The organism is Shinella sp. JR1-6, assembly GCF_004284735.1.
Lineage (GTDB): Bacteria > Pseudomonadota > Alphaproteobacteria > Rhizobiales > Rhizobiaceae > Shinella.
In genome coordinates this window covers 20,260-41,168 of record NZ_SHMI01000012.1, presented here as the reverse complement: position 1 = coordinate 41,168, position 20,909 = coordinate 20,260, and the positions used below count along the sequence as shown (strand labels likewise).

20 protein-coding genes are annotated in these 20,909 nt (G+C 66.0%); 4 read left to right on the top strand and 16 right to left on the bottom strand.

Annotated elements, in window-relative coordinates; genetic code table 11:
- Positions 1 to 133: 133 nt before the first annotated feature.
- Positions 134 to 1,360: an amino acid ABC transporter substrate-binding protein gene (locus EXZ48_RS20155; protein ID WP_130517848.1), complete on the bottom strand. Its 1,227-nt coding sequence runs from the start codon at positions 1,358 to 1,360 to the stop codon at positions 134 to 136.
- A 183-nt stretch (positions 1,361 to 1,543) separates the two neighbouring features.
- Here EXZ48_RS20155 and EXZ48_RS20150 point away from each other — a divergent pair, with 183 nt between their 5' ends.
- Complete coding sequence (locus EXZ48_RS20150; protein WP_130517846.1) at positions 1,544 to 2,443, top strand: helix-turn-helix domain-containing protein; 900 nt, start codon at positions 1,544 to 1,546, stop codon at positions 2,441 to 2,443.
- A 3-nt stretch (positions 2,444 to 2,446) separates the two neighbouring features.
- Here the strand turns inward: EXZ48_RS20150 and EXZ48_RS20145 are convergent, their stop codons facing one another.
- The 3 genes from EXZ48_RS20145 to EXZ48_RS20135 form a co-directional block, all read right to left on the bottom strand.
- Positions 2,447 to 2,791, bottom strand: coding sequence for an ArsC family reductase (locus tag EXZ48_RS20145; protein ID WP_023513942.1), 345 nt, complete (start codon positions 2,789 to 2,791; stop codon positions 2,447 to 2,449).
- A gap of 79 nt (positions 2,792 to 2,870) precedes the next feature.
- Positions 2,871 to 3,491 carry a YitT family protein gene (locus EXZ48_RS20140; protein ID WP_130517844.1) on the bottom strand — a complete coding sequence of 207 codons (621 nt, stop codon included), beginning with the start codon at positions 3,489 to 3,491 and terminating at the stop codon, positions 2,871 to 2,873.
- A 7-nt stretch (positions 3,492 to 3,498) separates the two neighbouring features.
- Entirely contained in the window at positions 3,499 to 4,668 is a 1,170-nt protein-coding gene (locus tag EXZ48_RS20135; RefSeq protein ID WP_130517842.1) for an amino acid aminotransferase, read from the bottom strand.
- A 148-nt stretch (positions 4,669 to 4,816) separates the two neighbouring features.
- Between EXZ48_RS20135 and EXZ48_RS20130 the strand changes: the two genes are divergently transcribed.
- Together EXZ48_RS20130 and EXZ48_RS20125 are read left to right on the top strand one after the other, a co-directional pair.
- Entirely contained in the window at positions 4,817 to 5,296 is a 480-nt protein-coding gene (locus EXZ48_RS20130; RefSeq protein WP_130517840.1) for an Lrp/AsnC family transcriptional regulator, read from the top strand.
- A 110-nt stretch (positions 5,297 to 5,406) separates the two neighbouring features.
- Positions 5,407 to 6,231, top strand: a complete 825-nt coding sequence (locus EXZ48_RS20125) for an endonuclease/exonuclease/phosphatase family protein (protein WP_037405651.1) — start codon at positions 5,407 to 5,409, stop codon at positions 6,229 to 6,231.
- Here EXZ48_RS20125 and EXZ48_RS20120 read toward each other — a convergent pair.
- A complete protein-coding gene (locus tag EXZ48_RS20120) occupies positions 6,203 to 7,663 on the bottom strand; it encodes a phosphatidylserine/phosphatidylglycerophosphate/cardiolipin synthase family protein (RefSeq protein WP_130517838.1) in 1,461 nt (486 codons plus the stop codon). The two genes, EXZ48_RS20125 and EXZ48_RS20120, sit on opposite strands and share 29 nt — an antisense overlap.
- A 167-nt stretch (positions 7,664 to 7,830) precedes the next feature.
- A complete protein-coding gene (locus tag EXZ48_RS20115; protein ID WP_130517836.1) occupies positions 7,831 to 8,889 on the bottom strand; it encodes a succinylglutamate desuccinylase/aspartoacylase family protein in 1,059 nt (352 codons plus the stop codon).
- A 155-nt stretch (positions 8,890 to 9,044) separates the two neighbouring features.
- Here EXZ48_RS20115 and EXZ48_RS20110 point away from each other — a divergent pair, with 155 nt between their 5' ends.
- A complete protein-coding gene (locus EXZ48_RS20110; RefSeq protein WP_023513949.1) occupies positions 9,045 to 9,605 on the top strand; it encodes a methylated-DNA--[protein]-cysteine S-methyltransferase in 561 nt (186 codons plus the stop codon).
- Positions 9,606 to 9,644: 39 nt separating this feature from the next.
- On the opposite strand, the gene cml is transcribed toward EXZ48_RS20110, so the two are convergent.
- From cml to EXZ48_RS20060, 10 genes are all read right to left on the bottom strand, one after another.
- Positions 9,645 to 10,832, bottom strand: coding sequence for a CmlA/FloR family chloramphenicol efflux MFS transporter (gene cml / locus EXZ48_RS20105; RefSeq protein ID WP_371687668.1), 1,188 nt, complete (start codon positions 10,830 to 10,832; stop codon positions 9,645 to 9,647).
- Positions 10,833 to 10,973: 141 nt separating this feature from the next.
- Positions 10,974 to 12,536, bottom strand: coding sequence for a glutamine-hydrolyzing GMP synthase (gene guaA / locus EXZ48_RS20100; protein WP_023512219.1), 1,563 nt, complete (start codon positions 12,534 to 12,536; stop codon positions 10,974 to 10,976).
- Between the two features lie 53 nt (positions 12,537 to 12,589).
- On the bottom strand, positions 12,590 to 13,234 hold the full coding sequence (locus EXZ48_RS20095; RefSeq protein ID WP_130517832.1) for a 5'-methylthioadenosine/S-adenosylhomocysteine nucleosidase: 645 nt from the start codon (positions 13,232 to 13,234) through the stop codon (positions 12,590 to 12,592).
- Complete coding sequence (locus EXZ48_RS20090; RefSeq protein WP_023512217.1) at positions 13,231 to 13,680, bottom strand: PaaI family thioesterase; 450 nt, start codon at positions 13,678 to 13,680, stop codon at positions 13,231 to 13,233. The genes EXZ48_RS20095 and EXZ48_RS20090 overlap by 4 nt, the downstream gene beginning before the upstream one ends.
- A gap of 133 nt (positions 13,681 to 13,813) precedes the next feature.
- Entirely contained in the window at positions 13,814 to 14,917 is a 1,104-nt protein-coding gene (locus EXZ48_RS20085) for a DUF1513 domain-containing protein (protein WP_130517830.1), read from the bottom strand.
- Positions 14,917 to 16,047, bottom strand: coding sequence for an imelysin family protein (locus EXZ48_RS20080; RefSeq protein ID WP_371687667.1), 1,131 nt, complete (start codon positions 16,045 to 16,047; stop codon positions 14,917 to 14,919). The genes EXZ48_RS20085 and EXZ48_RS20080 overlap by 1 nt, the downstream gene beginning before the upstream one ends.
- Entirely contained in the window at positions 16,047 to 17,582 is a 1,536-nt protein-coding gene (locus tag EXZ48_RS20075; RefSeq protein WP_130517828.1) for a di-heme oxidoredictase family protein, read from the bottom strand. Before EXZ48_RS20075 ends, EXZ48_RS20080 begins: the two co-directional genes overlap by 1 nt.
- A gap of 46 nt (positions 17,583 to 17,628) precedes the next feature.
- On the bottom strand, positions 17,629 to 18,906 hold the full coding sequence (locus EXZ48_RS20070) for an imelysin family protein (protein WP_050742684.1): 1,278 nt from the start codon (positions 18,904 to 18,906) through the stop codon (positions 17,629 to 17,631).
- A gap of 211 nt (positions 18,907 to 19,117) precedes the next feature.
- On the bottom strand, positions 19,118 to 20,407 hold the full coding sequence (locus EXZ48_RS20065) for an RsmB/NOP family class I SAM-dependent RNA methyltransferase (RefSeq protein ID WP_130517826.1): 1,290 nt from the start codon (positions 20,405 to 20,407) through the stop codon (positions 19,118 to 19,120).
- A gap of 75 nt (positions 20,408 to 20,482) precedes the next feature.
- The gene (locus EXZ48_RS20060; RefSeq protein ID WP_037405988.1) at positions 20,483 to 20,842 is read right to left on the bottom strand and encodes a septal ring lytic transglycosylase RlpA family protein; all 360 of its coding nucleotides are present in this window, start codon (positions 20,840 to 20,842) and stop codon (positions 20,483 to 20,485) included.
- Positions 20,843 to 20,909 lie beyond the last annotated feature (67 nt).

Below are 20,909 nucleotides of genomic sequence, written 5' to 3'. Positions count from 1 at the left end.
ATACCGTTGCCATCCCCCTCTCCCGCTTGCGGGGAGAGGGCCGGGGTGAGGGGCAGTCGTGCCCGTTCCGGTCGTGAGCGAGGGAAAGCGCCGGTCCGCCAAAGCGCCCTTCGATCCCGCGTGACGAAGGCCGCTACTTCTTCCACGCTTGCCGCGGCAGGATCGGCTGGCTGGCGCCGGTACGGTCTGCAGGGGCGATGCCAACGAACTGGCCGTTCTGCCACTGGCCGGTCCACCAGAGCGTGCGAAGCTGGTTGTCTTCCATCTTCGTCTCGCCGAGCACGGTCTGGAATGTACCGGTCGACAGCTCCGCGGACACGGCCTCGCGGTCGAGGCCCTTGCGCTTGATCGCCTCCTGCAGCATCTGCAGCGAGGCATAGGTGATGACGCTGCCCCAATAGTCGGGACCTTGGCCGGTCACCTCCTCGTGGCGCTTGCGATAGGCGGCATTCGCCTCGTTTGCCGGATCGATGCCGCCCAGGCTCATGATGCCGGTGGCATTGTCGCCGTTGTTCTTGCCATAGACCGGAAAGCCCGTGCCGACGCCGAGATAGAGCAGCTTCGGATTGAAATCGGCGACCTGCGACTGCTGGGTCAGCGCGAACGTATCCGGCGGGTAGGAGAAGGCGACGAAGCTGTCGGCGCCGCTCGCCTTCGCCTCGTTGATCATCGGCGAAAAGTCCGACGTGCCGACCGGATAGGTCTTGTCGTAGACGAGTTCGATGCCGGCTTCCGCGAAGGCCGGCCGTGCGGCGTTCACGAGATCGATGCCGAAGCCGTCGGCGACCGAGACCATGGCGACCTTGTTGTTGAGCGTGCCGTCGGTGACGGCCTTCTTGATGAGGCCGGCGAGCGCGCCGGCATAGTCGTGACCGCCGCCGAGCATCCAGAAGCTCTTCTTCCAGCGCTTGACGAAATCCGGCGCCTTGTCGGTAACGGAGGAGACGGCGAGCTGGGGGTAGCCGTAGCGGTCGAAGAGCGGCGCGGCGGCAAGGTTGAAGCCGGTGCCCCAGGGCGCGAGGATGAAGTCCGCTTCGTCCTGCGTCGCCAGGCGTTCGACGGCGCGTACCAGCTCTTCCGAGGTGGACCGGTCGTCATATTCGATCACCTCGATCGGCAGTTTCTTGCCGTCGGGCAGTTCGAGCCCGCCGGCGTCGTTCACGTCCTTCACCCAGAGCTGGTAGTTCGGCAGCGTCGTGATGCCGGCGCCGCCGGCATTGGGGCCGGTCTTGGAAATGGCGTAGCCGATCTTCACCGAGCTGCGGTCCTGTGCCAGCGCGCCCGGCGCGATGCCCGTCGCCAGGAGGGCGGAGGCAGCCGCCATCACGCGCAGGACGTGCCTGCGTTGCAGAGATTTCATCGTCGATTCCTCCCAAAAGGCCTGCTCTTCCGGCAGGCGTCGCGCCAAGGCGGGCAGCGGCCGCATTCTCCTCCGGGCCTTCTGTCGCCTCTTGACGAATGAAAGGTTAGCCGGACGCGGGGCGGGGCGGAATAGACTTTTACAAGAGATACTTGTACTTTTCACGGCAAGGAGACCGTCGCCATGCCCTTCCAGGATGCTCTTGCGCAGCAGCATCGCGCCGCCGGCAATATGCCGCCGCTGCCGACGGAGGCGCGGCTCTTCCGTGGTGCGCTGTCGCAGTCCGGCTGGACCTTCCGCGGCGGGCGCAACCGCGTCTTCCTGCTCCTCTCCGGCAGCGGCCGGGTGTCGCTCGGTCCGGCCGATCTCGGGCTCTCCGGTCCCTCCATCGTCTGGGCGCCGGCCGGCGAGCGGGGCACGGTGCTCTTCGATGCCGGCGCGGAGGGGGCGGCGCTGGCGATCCCGGAGCTGGCGCTTGGCCCCGCCATGCCGACGGGAGCGATCTTCGCCGAGGTGCGCGACGCCATCGCCCGGCCGATCCTCGGCGCCAAGCTGGCGCTGGCGGATGCGAGAAAGATGCTCCAGACGGTGGAGACGATCGAGGCGGAGCTGCGCGAGAACGCGGCGGGCATGCAGGAGGTGGTGCGTCATCACCTTGCCCTCTTGCTGATCGCCATCTGGCGCCGCGCCAATCCGGCGACGGAAAAGCCGAAACCCTCGCCGCGCGCCACCGTGCGCAGCTTCCTGCATCTCGTGGAGCTGCATATGCGCGAGCAATGGTCGCTCGCCGACTATGCCGCCGTCCTGGGCGTGACGCCGGACCGGCTGAACACGGCGGTGCGGCGCGCCACGGGGCGTTCGCCGATGGAGCTGATCCATGCCCGGTTGATGATGGAGGCGGAGATGCTGCTCGATGGGTCGAGCCTGCAGATCGCCGAGGTCGCCGAAGCACTCGGCTTTCGCGATGCGGCCTATTTCAGCCGGTTCTTCAAGCGACTGGCCGGGGTCTCGCCGCGCGCCCGGCGGGCGGGGCTTGCCAGCCGGCAGGTGCGCGCGGAAACCTCCTATGCCGCCTGGCCGTAGATCTCAGAACAAGGTTTCGTAGATTTCCGGCTTGAAGCCCGCTGTCAGGGCGCCGTCGCGGTCGAGCATGGGGCGCTTGATCATCGAGGGCTGGGCGAGCATGAGTGCGATCGCCTTCCCGGCGTCAAGGGCCTGCTTGTCGGCATCCGGCAGGGCGCGGAAGGTGGTGCCGGCACGGTTCAGCACCGTCTCCCAGCCGAGCGCATCGACGAAGCGCGTCAGGCTCGCGGCATCGATGCCTTCCGCCTTGTAGTCGTGGAAGCGATAGGCGACGCCCTTGGTGTCGAGCCAGGTCCGGGCCTTCTTCATCGTGTCGCAGTTCTTGATGCCGTAGATCGTGACGGTCACGCCGGTCTCCTTCGTTTTATGGTCGCCGCCTTCATAGAGCGATTCCGGCAAAACTGCGCAGCGGTTTTGCGTCCGGACGTCACGTCACTCCGAGATAGCGGCCCGGACGATGGTTGATGGCGAGCGTCATGTTGACGACGACGGCACCGAGCACGGAGAGCGCGAGGCGATCGGGCGGGATGACGAAGGCGGCGGTGGTAAGGATGGCGAGATCCACGGCGAGCTGGAAGTAGCCGGCCCGGATGCCGAAACGGTCCTGCAGATAGATCGCCAGCACATTGATGCCGCCGAGGCCGGTGCGGTGGCGGAAGAGGATGAGCAGGCCTGTTCCGGACAGCGCTCCGCCCATGACGGCCGCATAGAGCGGGTCGAGGTGGGAGAAGGAAATGAGGTCAGAAGTTAGCCGGGTAAAGATCGAGACGAGCGTGACGGCCGCGAAGGTGCGCAGCGTGAAGGCCCAGCCGAGCTTTTTGACCGCGAGGACATAAAAGGGCAGGTTGATGGCGAAGAACAGCCACCAGAAGCCGACCCCACTGGCGTATTGCAGGAGCAGGGCGAGGCCCGCCGTGCTGCCGGCGAGCAGCACGGCCTTGGTATAAATCACCACGCCGAGCGCCATGAACATCGTGCCGACGACGATGGCGATGGCATCCTCGTAGGCGGAATGGCGCTCGGGCCGGGCTGCTGTTTCGACAGACATCGTTTCCTCAGAGGCTCAGGAACTTCTCGATCACTGCATCGACCTCGGCCGATTTGAGGCCGGCAATGTTGATGCGGCCGGAGGTCGGCATGTAGATCGCGTGTTCGGCGCGCAGCTTCAGGACGTCCGCCTCCTCCAGCGGCAGCAGGGAGAACATGCCCTCCTGCTCGCGGACGGCCGTCAGCACCTGCCAGCGGCCGGAGAGGCCGGCAGCGAGGCGTTCGCGGATCGCGGTGATGCGCAGCCGCATGGTCTCGATTTCCGCCATCCAGTCGGCCTTCAGCGCGTCGTCGCCGAGGATCGTCGCGACGATGGCCGCGCCGTGGTCCGGCGGCATGGAATAGCTGGTGCGGGCGAGGGCCGCGAGGTTGGTGCGCACGGACAGCGCCGTCTCCGCGCTGCTGCAGGCGGCATAGACCGCCCCGGTGCGCTCGCGGTAGAGGCCGAAGGACTTCGAGCAGGAGACTGCGACCAGCGCTTCCGGCACGGCGGCAAGCAGCGTGCGCAGCCCGGCGGCATCCTCGTCAAGGCCGCGGCCATAGCCCTGATAGGCGATGTCGACGAGCGGCAGCAGGCCGCGTGCGGCGATGAGCTCGGAGACGGCGCGCCACTGTTCTGCGGAAAGATTGGCGCCCGTCGGGTTGTGGCAGCTGGCATGCAGCAGCACCGCATCGCCCGGCGCGGCGCCCGAAAGCGCCTCCATCATGCGGTCGAAGAGCACCGTCTGCGAGGGGATGTCGAAGAAGGGATAGGTGACGACCTCGAGGCCGGCCGCCTTGAAGATGCTGGCATGGTTCGGCCAGCTCGGCAGGCCGAGCCAGATGCCCTTGACGCCCATGCGGGCCATCAGGTCGGCGGCAAGGCGCAGCGCGCCGGATCCGCCCGGCGTCTGCAGCGCGGCGGTGGCGCGCCCGCGGCCGGCTTCGCCCGTCGTCAGTGCCCACAGGCGCTCCAGGAAGACCGGATCGCCCTCCGGGCCGACATAGGCCTTGGTCGGCTGCGTCTCGACCAGGCGCCGCTCCGCTGCCTTAACCGCACGGAAGATCGGCGTCGCACCCGTTTCGTCGCGATAGACGCCGACGCCGAGGTCCACCTTGCCGGCGCGCTCGTCTGCCCGGAAAAGGCCGATCAGGGCAAGCAACGGGTCGTCGGGCTGGCGGGTGAGGGCGTCGAACATGGCCGGGTTCCTTGTGCGGTGGGTCTGCAAGCGGTGTAGGCCAAAGCTGCCGCAAAATCGACCATGATATTGCGGAGAAAGCGCAAGAAGCTTTTGTCTTCTTGCTTTCCGCTGCTAGATTGGTGCAGGTTTTTGCGTGGAGCGGGACATGGGCAGGAAGCCGGACGATGAGCTGACGCTGGACCAGACGGATCGGCGCATCATCCGCCTGCTCGTCGAAGATGCGGGGCTCTCCAACAACCAGCTCGCCGAGAGGGTCGGCCTCTCGCCGGCCCCGCTGTCGCGACGGCTGGCGCGGCTGGAGGCGAACGGCGTCATCCGCCACACGGTGATCGTCGATCCGCGCGCCGCCGGCATCGGTTTTCAGGCCTTTCTGGAGGTGACGCTGGAGCGCACGGCCCCGCGCGTCGGCGAGCGCTTCATCGATCTCGTGCGGCGCATGCCTGAAGTGGTGGAGTGCCACACGGTCGCCGGCGATTTCGATTTCCTCCTGAAGATCGCCGTGAAGGACGTCGCCGACTATCGTCGGCTGCTTTGGAGCGAGTTCGAGCGGATCGGCGAGATCAAGACGCTGCGTTCGACCATCCTGCTCGACAGCCCGAAAATGCAGGTGAGTGCGCTTCCCTAGCCATTTTCACGGAACCTTCTTGGTCGTGAAAGGTTGCCGATCGGGGCGAAGCGCCCATATGATGGAGGCGCCACAAGGAAGGACACGTGGACAGGAAACTGAACGACAAGATGATGTCGACCGCATTGCTGTCGGCTATCCGCAACCGCCGCGGCCATCGGCCGCCGGAAAACAATCGCCCCGGCGATACCGTGATCGCGTCCTACAACGTGCACAAGTGCGTGGGCGTCGACCGGCGCTTCGATCCGGAGCGCACGGCAAGCGTGATCGCCGAGATCGACGCCGACATCATTGCCATCCAGGAGGCGGACAAGCGTTTTGGCGAGCGCTCCGGCCTGCTCAATCTCGATGTCCTCGAACGGGACTGTGGTCTCCTTCCGGTGCCGATCACCGCGCTGTCGTCGACCGGCCATGGCTGGCACGGCAACATGATCCTGATCCGCAAGGGCGCTGTCGGCGGGGTGCGCCAGCTGAAGCTGCCGGGCGTCGAGCCGCGCGGTGCGCTGGTCGTGACGCTCGACCTGCCGGTGGGCAAGCTGCGGTTGGTCGCCGCCCATTTCGGTCTCCTGAAACGCTCGCGCGAGCAGCAGGCCATGGCGATCCTCGCGTCCGTCGCAGAGGAGGAGGAGATGCCAACCCTGCTCGTCGGCGACCTGAATGAATGGCGCATCGGCCGTAGGTCCTCGCTCTCGCGCCTGCAGCCGACCTTCGACCCCGCGTCCGGCGCGGTGCCGAGCTTTCCTTCCCGTTTTCCGGTCCTCGCGCTCGACCGCGCGCTCGGCCATCCGCACGATCTCGTCACGTCCGTCGAGGTGCACGACACACCGCTTGCGCGCGTTGCGTCCGATCACCTGCCGATCAAGGCGCATATCGACCTCAAGGTCGTCTGGGAGCGCTCGTTCGACCCTACAGATAGGGTGAGCCAAGCCATGTGATGCGCTCGACGAGGCGCTGGGCGAAGGGACGCGCCCGGAGCTCATCGAGCTTGACCTCCTCGGCTTCGGACAGGGCGGCGGCGATGCGCTGGCCGATGAGATCGGCGAAGTCCGCATCGATCACCTCGATATCCACCTCGAAATTCAGCCGCAGCGAGCGCGGGTCGATGTTCGACGAGCCGATATAGGACCAGGCGCCATCGATGACCGTGAGCTTGGAATGGTTGAACGCGCCGGAGGCCCGCCAGATGCGGCAGCCGTGTTTCAGCATCTGGTCGAATTGCGCCGTCATGGCGAGATCGACGAGCTTCAGGTTGTTGGTCGATGGCACGACGATGTCGATTTCCACACCGCGCCGCGCCGCCGTGACGATCGCGCTGATCAGCTCGCGGTCCGGCAGGAAATAGGGCGACATGATGCGGATGTGCCGCTTGGCGATGGAAAGTGCGCCCATCAGCATGCGGTGGTTGGTTTCAAGGCTCTTGTCCGGGCCTGACGGCACGACGCGGGCGAGCATGCCGCTTTCCGGTGCGTCCGGCGGCGGGGCGATCTGCCAGGCCTCGCCCGCCAGCTCGTCGCCGCCGGAAAAGCGCCAGTCCTCGTAGGCGATGCGGAAGAGATCGCTGACGGCGGGGCCGGTCAGCCGGAAATGCGTGTCGAGCGCTGCCGCCTCGCCGGAGAATTCGGCGCAGAAGCCGGCGCGGATGTTGAGCCCGCCGGTAAAGGCGACGCTGCCGTCGACGATGAGGATCTTGCGGTGGGTGCGCAGGTTCGCATAGGGCAGCCGCAGGCCCATGACGATATTGCCGTTGAACACGTCCACAGGCACGTTCGCCCGCTGCAGATCGGAGACGATCGACGGGATCGAATAGCGCGCGCCGACCGCATCGATCAGCACGCGCACCTGTACGCCGCGCGCCACCGCGCCCGACAGCGCGGCAACGAAACGCTCGCCGGCGGGATCGCGGTCGAAGATGTAGGTTTCGAGCAGGATGGAGCGTTCGGCGGTGGCGATGGCGGCCAGCATGGCCGCATAGGCCTCGTCGCCGGTCGACAGCAGATGGATGCGGTTGCCGGATGTCAGCTTGCAGCGGCCGACCGTATCGCCAAGGTGCTGCATGGCGGCGAGGGCCCGACCGTAGGCCACCTGCATATAGGCATTGGAAACGTCATATTCCGCCATATGGTGCCAGCCGGCGGCAAGCAGTCCCTCGCGGCTGAGATTCAGCGTCTTGCGCCGGATGCGGTTCACCCCGCCGATGGCGTAGATGAGCGGGCCGACGACTGGCGACAGCATGATGACGCCGACCCAGCCGATCGCCGCACGTACCTCTTCCTTCGTCATCGTGGCATGGATGGCGGCGGGCACGCCGAGAACGATCGACAGGGCGACGAGGATGTGCGGCCAATAGGCGGAGAGCGTCTCAAACATGATGCGTGCGGATCATCCCAAGGCGGCTTCGTCTTCGCGTGTGCAGATGTCACACCCGCTTGCGGCGGTTGCGCGTCACGCTGGTTTCGCACCTATATATTGCTTCGGGTGAGGTGATTGCGAGGGGCGGGACCCGCCCTTCGCAGGTTTCTTTCCGGGCCTGCGGTTCAGTCCTCCAGCGTGCCGGGCTTGCGGTTCCTGCGGGTCGCCTCGTGGCAGGCGATCTTCATCAGGTCGTCGCCGCGCCGCGCATAGCGGGCGGAGCTGCGGGTGGCGATCAGCCCGTCGTGGCCGGCGGTCACCGCCAGCGTGCCATCCGGCGCGCCGGGCCGGGTGATCAGCGTCGCAAGCAGATCGCCGGCTTTTACCGTCTCGCCGATATCGCGGTGGAAGAGCACGGTGCCGGGCTCCGGCGCCCGTACCATCTCGATATTGTCGAGCGGCACGGCGGAGCCGGCATAGGCTTCCGCTGCGTGGGTGGGGTCGGCGACGACGCCGCGGCCGGCAAGGAAGCGCCACAGGCCAGCCGCATCCGCCTTCGCCATGTCGGGAAAGACATCGCGCTTGCCGCGCAGCTCCACGGTCACCGAGAGGCGGCCGGGCACGCTGCTCAGCTTTTCTCCGCCCTGGCGTTTGAAGGCGTAGCCGACCGCCTCCTCGAAGGCGGTGCTCTCGCCATCGGAAAGGAACACGGCTGCCATGTCGAGCGCCGCCGCGAGATCGGCCGCCTCCGGCCAGAAGGCTTCGTCGATATAGGCGTATTGCAGGGATTCGTCGTCGCAGTGCAGGTCCAGCACGAGGTCTGCGTCGAGCGCGGTGTGCAGCAGCGTACGCTTCAGGCGGTCGACGGCGCTGCGGCGGTCGATATCCTCGAGCAGCGTCTCCCGCTCGCCAAGCGCCACCAGCGGAAAGTCACGGTTGAAGTTGGTGCGCGTGCCGAGATCGAACCGGCCTTCCATCTCGCCGAAATGCGATTGCGCAAGACCGATCGGATTGGCCTGCGGGATGACGGTGATGTCGCCGCGGATTGCCCCGTCTTCCTCTGCCTTGCGCAGCCGCTCCAGGAGGAAGTGCAGGAGCGCGGTGCCCGGCAGTTCGTTGGCATGCAGGGCGGCCTGGATATAGACGGAGGGCGCCGCGGCATCGTTGCCCTTGAAGCGGTAAACGGGAATGCGCCATTCGATGCCTGCCGTATCGCCGCCGATGATGATCTGCGAATGTTCCACGTCGTCTCCTCGCTGCTTCGCTTTTGGGAACGGGTTATGCGAATTGGCGCAGACGGGCGCAAGTCCCCGGTGACAAACCCGCCGTCGCGCAGGAAACGGGTTGAAAGCAGTCGGGCAAAGCCCGATCTTGTGACAAACGGGAACAGGAGCCGCATATGACCGGCAAAACCCACTATCTGATCTTCGACACCGCGGGTGGCCCCTGTGGTATTGCCTGGACCGCGTCCGGCGTCGTGCGCTTCCAGCTTCCGGGCGCGGATGCGGATACGACGCGCCGCTTGCTTCTGCGCCATCTGCCTGAGGCGGAAGCGGCCGAGCCGCCATCGGCCGTCGCCGGGGCGATTGCCGCCGCGCGGCACTATTTTGCCGGCGAGGAAGCGGATTTTTCCGACGTGCCGCTCGATCTTGCCGGCCAGAGCGATTTCTTCCTCGCGGTCTACGATGCCGCCCGCCGGGTGCATTGGGGCGAGACGACGACCTACGGCGCGCTTGCCCGCGAACTCGGCGCCGGGCCGGAAGCCGCGCGTGAGGTCGGTCAGGCCATGGCGAAGAACCCGGTCGCGCTCATCATCCCCTGCCACCGCGTTCTTGCCGCGGGCGGCAAGGTCGGTGGCTTTTCTGCACCGGGCGGTTCGGTGTCCAAGCTGAAGATGCTGGCGCTCGAAGGGGTTTCCTTTGCCCCACCGGAGCCGGCGCAGCAATCCTTCGGGTTCTGAGCACGGGCCAGCAACGCTCGCCCGTGCTCATTTCAGGCGTCAGGCCGCCCGGTTTTTCAAGCGGGCATGGACGCCAAGCGTGATCGTGGCCATTGAGGTGGCATAGCCGACCAGGGGCCAGGCCGTCGTGCCATCGAGCAGGATGACGAAGGCGGTGCCTGCAAGGCCGGTGATCAGGCTCTGGATGCAGAAATGCAGGGCAACCGCCGTGCCCGCCGTCTTGCCAAAGGCTCGGAGCGCACCATTGGCGGCGACCGAGGCCGTCAGCACGATACCGACGGCCATCACCCACACGGGCGGCAGGACGGTCCAGAAGGACGGTGCCGCCAGCATCTGCCCGAGCGCCAGCAGGCCGGCACCGGCCAGCAGCAAGGTCATGCCGCGCACCATGCAGCCGGGGATACCCCAGCGGCCGACAATACCCTCCGCAAACCGGGCCGTCGCGATCATCACCAGCGCCGCGCTGGCAAAGGCCAGGCTGAAGCCGAACTCGGAAAACCCGGCCTCATCCATCAGGATACGCGGCGCCGTCGAAAAGAAGACGAAGAACGTTCCCATGGCGGCGCTGAAGGCGAGCGTGTAAGTCCAGAAGGCGCCGCTTGCCAGCACGGGGCGGAAGGTGCGTGCCTGTGCCATCGCCGCGGCTGGCCGGGTTTCATGCCATTGCGGCAACGCCCAGAGCAGCATGATCACGGCGGGAATGCCGAGCGTGACGAAGAGTGCCCGCCAGCCGAAGGCACCCGCGATGAGGGCGCCGGCAATCGGTCCGAGGGCGGGAACGAAGGCCAGCATGGCGTTCATCAGGCCGTAGATGACGGCGTTTTCCGGCCGCTCGGCATAGACGTCGCGAATCGTGGCGAAGAGCGCCACCAGCGTCGCCGAAGCGCCCACCGCCTGCAGCAGCCTGAGCGACAGGAAGAGAGGCGCGGAGGTGGTTGCCGCAAGGCCGAAGGAGGCCGCAGCGAAGATTGCCGCCCCCGCAATCAGCACCGGCCGCCGGCCGATCCGGTCGGAAAGCGGGCCGAAGAGCACCTGCCCGACGCCGAGCACGATCATGTAGACCGTCAACGTCAGCTGCACCATTTCCGGCGTCGTGTGCAGGATCGCGGGCATGGCGGGCACCACCGGCAGGTAGATGTCCATGCCGAGCGAGGCAAGAATGTTGAAGGGGGCCAGCAGCAGGAGTGCCGCCGGAAGGCTTTTGGTCCACGGGCGTGGATCTTGAATACGCATGACTGTTCATCCGCTAAATGAAAACATTCGGCGGCGTCTGCGCTGTCGAAAAAGATGCGCCAGCAGAACGCCGCAACAACCAAGGTGTCGTTGCGGCCTACTTCACTGCTGTCTTGGATCCCCGCATGCGGTCTCCTATTCCCACTCGATCGTGCCCGGCGGCTTCGACGTCACGTCGTAGACGACACGGTTGATGCCACGCACCTCGTTGATGATACGGGTGGCGGCGCGGCCGAGGAAGTTCATGTCGTAGTGGTAGAAATCGGCGGTCATACCGTCGACCGACGTGACGGCGCGCAGCGCGCAGACGAACTCGTAGGTGCGCCCGTCGCCCATCACACCGACGGTCTGGACCGGAAGCAGAACGGCGAAGGCCTGCCAGATCTTGTCGTAGAGGCCTGCCTTGCGGATCTCGTCGAGATAGATGGCGTCGGCTTCGCGCAAGATCTCCAGCTTGTCGCGGGTGATGCCGCCCGGGCAACGGATGGCAAGGCCCGGCCCCGGGAAGGGGTGGCGGCCGATGAAGCTATCGGGCAGGCCCAGTTCGCGGCCGAGCACGCGCACCTCGTCCTTGAAGAGTTCGCGCAGCGGCTCGACGAGCTTCATGTTCATACGGTCGGGCAGGCCGCCGACATTGTGGTGCGACTTGATGGTGACCGAAGGACCGCCGGTGAAGGAGACGCTTTCGATGACGTCGGGGTAAAGCGTGCCCTGGGCGAGGAATTCCGCGCCGCCGAGCTTCTTGGCTTCGTCCTCGAACACTTCGATGAACAGGCGGCCGATGATCTTGCGCTTGGTCTCCGGGTCGGAGACGCCTTCCAGCTCTCCGACGAACCGATCGACCGCATCGACATGGATGAGGTGCAGGTTGTAGTGCTCGCGGAACATGGCGACGACATCGGCCGCCTCGTTCTTGCGCATCAGGCCGTGGTCGACGAGGATGCAGGTGAGCTGCGCGCCGACCGCCTCATGGATGAGGAGCGCCGCGACGGAACTGTCGACGCCGCCCGAGAGGGCGCAGATGACGCGCTTGTCGCCGACCTGCTCGCGGATCGCTTCCACGGCGCGGGCGCGGTAGGCCGACATCGACCAGTCGCCCTTGATGCCGGCGATTTTGTGCACGAAGTTGGAGAGCAGCTTCGCGCCGTCGGGCGTGTGCACCACTTCCGGATGGAACATCGTCGTGTAGTAGCGCTTCGCCTCGTCGACGCAGATGGCGAAGGGGGCGTTTTCGGAAACGCCGATGATCTCGAAACCCTCGGGCGCGACGGTGACGCGGTCGCCGTGGCTCATCCAGACCGGATATTTTTGGCCAACTTCCCAGAAACCCTCGAAAAGCGGGCTCGACTTCAGGATCTCGACATCGGCGCGGCCGAATTCGCGGGCGTGCCCGCCCTCGACGGTGCCGCCGAGCTGGGTGGCGAGCGTCTGCTGGCCATAGCAGATGCCGAGGATCGGCAGGCCCGAATCGAAGACGACCTGCGGTGCGCGCGGGCTGCCCTGGTCGAGGACCGATGCCGGGCCACCGGAGAAGATGATCGCCTTCGGCTGCATGCGGTGGAAGGCTTCTTCCGCCGACTGGAAGGGAATGATCTCGCAATAGACGCCTGCTTCGCGCACGCGCCGCCCGATGAGCTGGGTCACCTGGCTGCCGAAATCGATGATGAGAACGCTGTCGGGATGAGCTGTCTGGGTCATGGCGAGCCTTTAATGAAAATCCTGTCGCCGCGCAACGGGGAAATGCCTGATTTTCAGCCCTTCAGCACGACGGTCCCGTCGGCGATGGCCGCTTCCAGCCGGTCGACGGCCTCGGCGAGCTTCTCGTCGATGACGTGGAGATACTCCGTCCAGTCGCCGATATGGCTGAGTTCGGCCTTGCCGTCGGATATGCCGCGCAGGCCGACCAGCTTGACGCCGAAGGCCTGGCAGGCGCGCAGTTCCGCAAAGGTCTCCATCTCCACCATGTCCGCGTCGATATCGGCATAGGCGGTGCCGGAGACGATGTTGGCGCCGGTCGAAAGCCGTGCCTCGGATATGCCAGGAATGCGTACGGGAAGCTGCACCTCCACCGGCAGGTCGAGGAAGGGCGTCGCGCCGCGGGTGAAGCCCAACGGCGAGGCATCCATGTCACGATAGGAGACGGAGGTCGCCTGGTAGACCCCGGTCTGCTCCAGCACCGCCGATCCGGCCGAGCCCAGCGAGACGACGAGATCAGGAAGATCGCCCTCCGCTTTCAGGCGACAAAGCGCGAGCGTCAGCTGCACGGCTGCCTCCACGGGGCCAACACCCGTCATGAAGGGCGTGATGCGGGTTTTCAGGTGGGGGCCGTATTCGGCATCGACGGCCATCACATAGAGGATGCGGTGCGGGCCGACGGTCTTGAGGGAAACGCTCATCCGGCAATGTCCTCGCGCCCGCGCACCACCATCATCGTGCCCGTCATCGAGGCGATGAGCTTTGCCGGGCCGTCCGAGATGGCATAGCCGCGCCCGTCGGCGACGATGATGTTGGAGCCCGGCTTGGTGACCTCGCCGCGGAAGAGGAAGCGCTCGCCGCGCCCCGGCGACATGAGGTTGACCTTGAACTCGATGGTGAGGATCGCGGCATCCGCGTCGATCACCGAATAGGCAGCATAGCCGCAGGCGGTGTCGAGCGCGGCGGAGATGACGCCGGCATGGAGGAAGCCGTGCTGCTGCGTCAGCTTCTCGTCGAAGGGCAGCTCGATTTCCACCGTGCCATGCTCGATACGGGTGAGCTCGGCGCCGATGAGCCGCATTGCCGGCTGCCGGGCGAAGCTTCGGGTGATGCGATCGGCGAAATCGGCCGGTGGAAAATCGGTCATGGTGCACACAGGTCTGCCGGCGCGCCGGCGGGATTGGCGAAGATGGCCGAACGTTTGCACGGGGCATGCTGCACTGCAAGCGCCTTTCCGTTCCCAGGGAAGATTGCGGCGCCCATGACCGCCCTGGGCACGTTCAGCGGCGCGGCATCAGGCTGGCAATATGCTGGTCCCAGGCGACAGCCTCCCGGCTGCCTGCGAAGCGGCCGTCATAGGAGGAGACAGCAAAGCCCCGCGGCGCTGCGGCGATGCCCGCGGCGTCGGCGACCGTTTCCTCCCGCAGCACCTGGCCGCTTTTGGCCTCCAGAACGACAAAACGTCCGCCATTCGGCGAGGTGAGGCCGACAAGGCCTTCGCGCCGGTTGACGGCGATGGCGCCGACATAATTGGCAAGGCCGATCGTGGTCTCCTCCGGCAGCGAGAGGAAGGTCAGGTCTTCCCCTCGGCCGAAATGGCCGACGAGCGGCGGCAGGTCGTCACGCGGCCCCTCATACTGGCAGGCGAACCAGATACGTCCCGTGACGTCGAGGTCGATATGGCGGGTGGAAAGCTGGCGCAGCTTTTCCGGCAGCGCATGACGCTCGACAAGCGCGCCCGACGTGGCGTCGATCAGGGCGAGCGAGGGCTCCATGTGGTCGAGGTTCAGCTTGGTGCGGCCGAAATCCGGATGGGTTTCGATACCGCCGTTCGCGGCGATCAGCAGGCGGCCGTCATCGCTGACGGAGAGATCGTGCGTGCCGATACCGTAGGTCGAATATTCTCCGATGCGGCGGTAGCGGTCGCCGGCGTCATAGAGGCCGATCACGCCGCGATTGGCGTCGAAGTCGTTCTCGCTGGCATAAAGGATCCTGCCGTCCGGGGAAAAGCAGCCGTGGCCGAAGAAGTGCCGGTCCTCGGCGGCGGCGATGGTCACGGGTGCAGCCCGGCCGTTGCGGTCGGCGATCAGGGCGAAGGTTCCGGGGCGCCGCGCAAAGGCGACGAGATGGCCGGTTGCGGGTGAAAAGGCCATGCCGTGGCTGCGGGCCGGCAGCGGCGTCCTGTCGATGAGCGTGCCGTCTTCAGCCAGGACTGCGATGCCGAAGCTTCCATCGCGTTCCATATAGCCGGAGGCGAAAACGGCGTCGGTCTGCGACAGTGCGAAGGACGGTCGAGGTCCAAGCGCCGCAACCCAGGCGGCACCCGCCATGCGCAGGAAGGCGCGACGGTCGACAAGCGTGCTTGCGGCGCCCGCGGCCCGCATCAGTCGCCGTCCGCGAAGGAGAAGCCGGCGCCGAGCCCGATTGCCCCGCCATATTCGGTGTTGAGGCGCAGGATGAGGTCGCGCGTGTTGACGAGGAGGAAAGCGATCTTCTCTTGTTCCTCCGGCGTCGAGACGGCCTTTTCGATGTCGGGATCGATGGTCGGTGCAACGCGGTGCAGTGATTTCAGCACGAAATCGATATTGCCGGCGATGGACATGAAGTTGGGATCGATGAGGTCGGCCATGCCGGATGTGTCGAACAGCGCCTGCAGGCCTTCGATATTGGCGTTGATCGAGGTCCAGCTGTTGCCCGAGCGCCAGAAGACCGCCGATTTCGGCCGCGCCGTGCCGCCATTGCGGTAGAAGGTCTCGATGCGCTGGTCGCGCACCGCCTCCGCCCCGTGCACGAGAATGCCGAGGAGGGCGGTGACCGCCTCCTTGCCGGTGCGGAACACCGGGTTCCGCGGGCCGGGATGTTTCCAGTCCTGCTGCACACCGCCGGGGGCGTCCCACGCGGCAACGAGCTGGCCGGCCGTCGTCTCGATGTGGCGGGCGACGGCGGCGGCATAGCGGCAGCGGAAACCGTTCGGTGCTTGCATCAGGGTTTCCGCGCCGGTGCCGTAGAGCGCGAATTCGAGCGCGCCAAAACCCTGGATCGCAACGCTCTTGCCGGCCATGGCCGCTGCGTTCGTATCGGCTTCGTCGGCTTTTTGCAGCAGGGCCTGCACCTGTTTCAGGCCGGTGCTCTTGCGGTCGGGATAGAAGAGGATGCGCTCGAAGCGGTTGTCGTCGATGACGGGGCCGATACGGACGATCTCGATGCGGCCCCAGTCGGCGACCGCCTGCCGGAAGGCATCGTCGACGGCTGTCCGGCTGCCTTCGGAGGGCGCCTTGCAGAAGGCGGCGGTTGTTTCGGCGAGCATGCCGGCGGATGCCTGGAAACGACGGTAGCCAGGACGGATGACCTCGTCGACCGCGCGCGTCATGACGCCGACCACGCTCTCGTCCGTCAGCGCGGGCGGCACGGGCGCCTCGCCCTCCTGTGCCAGCGCCGGCAGGGTGGCGGAAAGCATCGCGAAGGCCGTGAGAACGACGGGAAAGCGAAAGAAGGGACGGGGCCGGCTTGGCATCAGAGGCTCTCCAGGAAGGTCAGAAGGGCGTCGCGGTCCTGTTTTTCCAGCGCGGCGAAGCGGTCTCGGGCCGCCTGAGCCTCCCCGCCGTGCCACAGAATGGCCTCGGTCAGGTTGCGAGCGCGCCCGTCATGCAGGAAGAACGTATGACCGTTGACGGTTTTTGTAAGGCCGATACCCCACAGCGGCGGCGTGCGCCATTCCCGCCCGGTCGCCACGCCGACCGCCTGTCCGTCCGCAAGGCCTTCGCCCATGTCGTGCAGCAGGAAATCGGAATAGGGCCAGATGAGCTGGAAGGCATGGGCCTTGTTGCCGGCATCGCGCCGGGTGACGAATTTCGGCTGGTGGCAGCGTGTGCAGCCCGTCTCGTAGAAGACGCGCTTGCCGTTCAGCGTTTCGGCGAAACTCGCCTTGCGCCGGGCCGGCACGGCAAGGTTCTCCGCGTAGAAGGTGACGAGGTCCATCACCGGTGGCGGTGCCTCGGCATCGCCAAGCCGCGTCTGCACGCCATTCGGACGTTCCAGGCAGGCGGTCTGGGCAGGCGTACAGTCGCCCTGGTGCAGCGGCACTTCCGGCGTCGAAAGGCCGATGTCGAAGGCGAAGGCGTCGGCGCTCTGCTGGCGCACGGTGGCCGATTGCGCCTTCCAGCCGAAGCGGCCGAGCGCCTTCTTGCCCGTTGCCGGATTGATGGCGACGGCGGCCTTGCCACTGATGCCGTCGCCATCCGCGTCGTCGGGGTCGGCAAGGGCGAGGATGTCTGCTTCGTGGATTGCCTGGATAAGGCCAAGGCCGAGCATCGGCTGGGTGACGCGCGGAGAAAGCGTCGTCGTCGCGTCGAGATCGCCATATGCGAGACCGGCGACGGAATATCTTGGGCGGCGCAGCGTGACGACCTCGCCTCCGGCAAGCGTTACCGGCTCCTCGGTATAGTCGATCACCATGCGGCCCTCGGCCTTGAGGCCGGGTATGGCGAGATCCTGGAGCTGCCGGCCATAGATCGGGTCCGGCAGGCTCATCTCGCGCAAATCTTTCAGCGCCGTCTCGTCCTCCGGCGTCCTGGCCGCACGGGCGAGCCGCAGGAACATCGATGTCGCCTCGGCGGCGCCTTCCGGCGGATGGCCACGGCCGTCCTTGATGTGGCAGGTCTGGCAGGAGCGCGCATTGTAGAGCGGCCCTAGCCCGTCGGAGGCCTGGGTGGAGGAGGGTGAGGAGACCCAGAGTTTCTGGAAGAGCGCGTTGCCGAGTTTGAACGTCTCTTCTTCCTCGAAGGTGATGTTCTCGGAAAAGTGGGAGAAGCTGTTGATGTTGACCGATGCGAGCGAGGTCGCCGCCCCGCCGGACATCGCCTCATATTGCTCGGCCTTGGAAAAATCCGTCGCGAGCGCCGTCACCGCGGCGACGCGCTTGCGATCCTTTTCGGAGAGATCGTCGCGCCTGCGGTCGGTGGAATGCGCATTTCCCAGAACGAAAACGCCCGCCGCGACGGAAATCGCGGCAGAGACCGCGAGCAGGCGACGGGCGGGGCGTTCTGTCATTGCTGGGATCGGGCCGCCGTCCCACGGGGAGGCGGCCCGCCTTCTATCATTGGAAGACAGCGTTAGGATTATCCAGGCTGTCTGAGCCTTCAAGCTCGATCTTGCCGAGGTCCAGCGACCCGATGACGCGCTCGATCGTCTTGGTCTGGTCGATCAGGCTGTCGACGGCGGTCTGGACGACCTTGTTGCCCTCCGCGTTGCCTTCGCCGATCATCTGGTCATAGGCTTCGCCACCTTCCGCACGGTCCACCAGCGCCTTGAAGGCGGTATGGCTGGCGTCGAGCTTGGCCTTCATCTCGGTGTCAAGCGCGGCGTCCTTCTCGGCGACGAGTTCGGAGAGCGACGGGCCGGTCAGCTTCGACCCGTCCGGGCGGGTATATTCGCCCGTATAGACCGTCTGGATGCCGACGACGTCGTAGTAGTGCGAGTTGTGCGTGTTGTCGGAGAAGCAATCGTGCTCTTCTTCCGGATCGTGCAGCAGGAGGCCGAGCTTCATGCGTTCGCCGGCCAGTTCGCCATAGGAAAGCGAGCCCATGCCGGTCAGCATGGCGGTGATGCCGGCCTTCGGATCTGACGTCACGTTCTTGGTGGCGTCGCCGTCGGCGGCCCAGGCCTTCACCATTTCTTCGAGGTCGGTGACCAGCAGCGAGGAGGCGGCCTTCAGGTAAGCGGCGCGGCGGTCGCAGTTGCCGTTGGTGCAGGCGGCCTTGTCATAGTCCGTCGCCGGGCGGTTGCCGGCCCCCTTGCCGGTCCCGTTGAGGTCCTGGCCCCACAGCAGGAATTCGATGGCGTGGTAACCGGTCGCGACGTTGGCTTCCACTTCGCCCGCCTCGTGCAGTTCCTGCAGGACCGCCGGCGTGATGGTGGTGGCGTCGATCGTCTTGCCGCCGATCTCCAGCTTCGGGTTGGCGATGACATTGCCGACGAAGAGTGCGTTCTCGTCGCTTTCCGTGCCGTAGCTGGCATCGACATAGTCGATCAGACCTTCGTCGAGCGGCCAGGCGTTGACCTTGCCTTCCCAGTCGTCGACCAGTGGGTTGCCGAAGCGGTAGGCTTCCGTCTGCTGGTAGGGCACACGGGATTTCAGCCACGCCTCGCGCGCGGCCTTCAGCGTTTCGTCGCTCGGCTTGGCGATGAGGGCGTCGACCGCCGCGTCGAGTGCCTTTGCGGCGTCGAGCGAGTCGGAGAATTTGGCATGCGCGATTTCAGCATAGTGCTTGACGATCGCCGCCGGGTCGGCCGCCGCATGGGCGGAGCCAATGGCAAGCCCCGAAGTCGCGGCAGCGAGCGCAAAGGCGGCCGTGCGGAGGAAGAAAGTGGTCATGACGTCTCCTGGTGTCCTGTTCGATGTGTCCCCCGACACCGGACGTCACGGCTTGCCTCCCTTGGCCGCCGCCGCCCGGATGGTCCGGCGTACCGCCGGGCCCGGGATTATTCAGGCATTGCTGTCATGGACCAAATAAAAACTGGTGTCAAAGTGTATAGTTTAGAATGGTTTCAAGCTGTTCCGGCACATTTGACAGAGCGCAATCGCCTCAGGCCCTACGGCCCATCGCGCAGAAGAAGAAACCGTCCGTATCGGTCGAGGCCGGCGTCAGGGTGACGGTCTTGCCGTCGCGTGACCACGGCTGGGGCTTCTCAGCACCGAACAGCGCCTTCCAGGTGTCGGTCGCGGACAGGATCTCGAAATCCGGATTGGCTGCGCAGAAGCTGTGAACCTGCTCCTCGTTCTCCTGCGGCAGGATCGAACAGGTCACATAGAGCAGGAAGCCACCCGGGCGCACGAAGGCGCTGGCATTGGCGAGCGCTTCCTGCTGCTGGGTGAGGCGCTCCTCGAGGTTCTTTTCGGTAAGGCGCCATTTGGTGTCCGGCCGGCGCCGCCAGGTGCCGGTGCCCGTGCAGGGGGCATCGACCAGCACGCGGTCGAAGCGGCCGTTCAGCGGCGAGAGGCTGGAAATGCTCTCGTGGACCTGCACGTTTCGGGTGCCGGCGCGCTTCAGCCGCTCGATGATCGGGGCGAGGCGCTTGCGGTCGGTGTCGTAGGCGTGGACCTGGCCCTTGTTATGCATGGCGGCCGCCATGGCGAGCGTCTTTCCGCCACCGCCAGCGCAAAAGTCCAATACCTGCTCGCCCTCCTGCGGGACGACGAGATCGGCGACGATCTGCGAACCTTCGTCCTGCACCTCGAACCAGCCCTTCTGGAAGGCGAGGTCCGCGGTGACGTTCGGCAGGCGCGAGGGGCCTTCGCCCGCGGGAATGCGGATGCCCTCGCGGGCGATAGTAGAGGCGACGGCGGCGTTGCGTTCCAGTGCCTTCAGCACCTTGTCGCGGCCGGCCTTCAGCGTGTTGGCGCGCAGGTCCAGCGTCGGCCGTCCGGCAAGCGCTTTCGCTTCCGCCAGCCATGCTTCGCCGAAATTGGCCTCGAAGGCGGGCTGGATCCATTCGGGAATGTCGCCCTGCACATGCGGCGCGGCGTCGTCGAGATTGCGGGTGCGCAAAGCGGCGAGCTTCTCGTCTGAAAAGGCTTCGGGCGCAAAGCGGTCGCCGTCGAACTCGGCGGCAAGCGCCTCGGGGGCGAGGCCCCACTGGCGCAGCAGTACAGCATAGCCGAGTGCGGCGGGGCTGTCATCGTCCATGAGATAGGCATGCGACAGTTTCATGCGCAGCGCGTCATAGACGATATTGCCGATCGCGGCGCGGTCGCCGGAACCGGCGAACCGGTGGGAAAGGCCCCAGTCCTTGAGCGCATCGGCGACGGGGCGCCGCCGCGTCTCGATATCCGTCAGAACCTCGATGGCTCCCGAGAGCCGCCCACCCAATCGCATCCGCATACTCCGTTTTGCGTCGTGGTAGCGGCGGAATGCGCGAAGGGCAAGCCGGGAGCCGCAGAATAGCGGTCGTCAGCCGATGACTTCGTAACAGATCTTGGCGTGGCCGGAGCGGATCATGCCGATGTTGGAGGCGGCAGCCTTGGAGAGGTCGAGCACCCGGCCGCGGATGAACGGACCGCGATCATTGATGCGTACCACGACACTCTTGCCGTTGTTGGCGTTGGTGACCTTCACCTTGGTGCCGAAGCGCAGGCTGCGATGGGCGGCCGTCATGAGGTTCGGGTTCATGCGCTCACCGGAGGCGGTGCGCGAGTGCAGCGCATACCAGGAGGCGCGACCGCAACCGGCGGCCTGAGCCTCCGAGAACGTAACGAAGGATGAAGAGGCGGCAACGAGCGAAGCAAGCGCGAGGCTGGAGAGCTTGAGCATCATGTATCGGATGACCTTCCGGGAAAGTTGTGAATTTCCACTGTGTTGATCGCCGTATGAGGAAGCA